Source organism: Aeromonas sp. R1-1, from assembly GCF_040908495.1.
GTDB lineage: Bacteria > Pseudomonadota > Gammaproteobacteria > Enterobacterales > Aeromonadaceae > Aeromonas > Aeromonas veronii.
The window spans coordinates 1-1171 of sequence record NZ_JBFODV010000216.1; the positions used below are offsets into that span (position 1 = coordinate 1).

The following is a 1171-nucleotide window of genomic DNA, read 5'->3' on the forward strand; positions in this document are numbered from 1 at the left end:
ATGGCGTATTTGCGCGACAAACCGGTGATCTCCTTGAAGGATGCCATATCGATCAGATCTCCCACCTGCTGGCCCGCCAGCACGGCGGCGACCATCTGGTTGTAAAGCTCGGCGTCGTAGTAGATGGGGCCATCGAGCTGCACCAGATACTTGAGTCGTGCCAGATTGCGCAGCAGCTTTTGCAACGCGCCTTTTTGCTGCAAGCCCTGCTGCAGGGCGGCGGGCAGCTTGCGGGTGATAAAGGGATCCAGCTCCACGCCGCCGGGGCCCAGTTTACCGGGCTCGTAACCCTCCTTGCCTTGATCTCGCACCACCTTGAGCACCAGCTGTGCCTCTTCTCCCAGATCATCTTCCGACTCGCCGCTGCCCGGTTGCCACTTGTCATGGTGCAGGCGAACAAGCTGCTCGCTCTTGAGCTGCTGGAGCAGGGCCTGAGTGACCGGCAGGGCGATGCCAAAGCGGGTTGCAAGCTCCGCAGCGCTGAGCGGTTCGCTGGCCAGCGTAGCCAGCAGCTGGTCGCGGCTTTGGGCCTGCCAGTGGTTGTCCAGCAGCCAATCACCGAGGGGGGTGACCTGCTCTGGCCGCTGGTCAAAGCGGCTGGCCAGCACATAGCCATTGAGGCCCAGTTGCAGGGTGGCCGGGTTGTAGTGCTCCAAGTCATCAGGCAGCTCGCCCAGCAGGGTGTGCAGCGCCTTGCGTCTGGCGGGATGGATGTCGCCGCACCAGACGATGCGGGCGCCGTGCAGCAGTTCGCTGCTGCCGTGGCGAATGATGGCGAGCGGCTGGCCAAAGAAGCAGGGAATGGGGCTGGCAAAGATCAGCCGCGCCAGCCGAGTATCCTTGATCGGCACAAAACGGGCCCGCCCATGCCAGCTGCCGAGGGCCACCTCGACCTCCTTGTTGTGCAGAGAGGGGCGTAGCGCCTTGTCTCTCAGGCTCTCGGCGTTGAGTCGCACGATAAGGTGGGTTGCCGCCTCGCACTGGCCAGCGGCGTTGGTGAGGCAGTGACCACGGGCCACCTCCTTGTGAGGCACTTTTTTAAGGCCCACCGCCACCCGGCAGACGGCGCCAATCTCGTCGACGCTCTGGTGATAGGCCTGCAGGGAGCGCACCTGCACCTCCCGATCGGCGGGGTAGAGGCGCAGCTTGTCCCCCACCTTGAGGCGGCCCT

General features: G+C 64.2%; 1 pseudogene. It reads right to left on the bottom strand.

Annotated elements, in window-relative coordinates:
• A pseudogene (locus AB5Y92_RS14570) lies at positions 1-1171 on the bottom strand (selenocysteine-specific translation elongation factor); the annotation flags it as partial.